We start from the raw sequence: 315 nt of genomic DNA, 5'->3' as shown, positions 1-315 counted from the left end.
GCCTCCTGCGCGTCCGGCGACCAGGTCCGCGCATCCCCCACCAGATCACTCACACACCGTCAACGAGCCTGAATCCAAAGCGTTTCGGATCAATATGACCCGGTCCAGTTCCGAGAGATTTCGTCGTCAGGAAAACGTCAGGGTGCTGTCAGACTCACGGAGTAGAGTGCTACTCAACGGCATGACGGCGATTAACTTCGGAAGAATGCTAGAGGAGAGGGCCTATCGGGGTCCGAGTGTTAACTCGGTCGAGTTTCGGCTCGCGCAGGTTCGAATCCTGCCCTCTCCGCGCAGTCCGCTCGCCCTTTCGGGGGT

The 315-nt window shown here is 59.4% G+C and carries 1 tRNA gene; it reads left to right on the top strand.

Annotated features, from left to right (window positions below):
- The first annotated feature begins 213 nt into the window (after positions 1-213).
- A tRNA-OTHER gene (locus ACZ4LX_RS37945) sits at positions 214-289 on the top strand.
- The last annotated feature ends 26 nt before the right edge of the window (positions 290-315 follow it).

This window comes from Streptomyces sp. NPDC026062 (assembly GCF_055568375.1).
The sequence above is the reverse complement of the archived record's forward strand: the minus strand, read 5'-3'. Positions and strand labels throughout refer to the sequence as shown.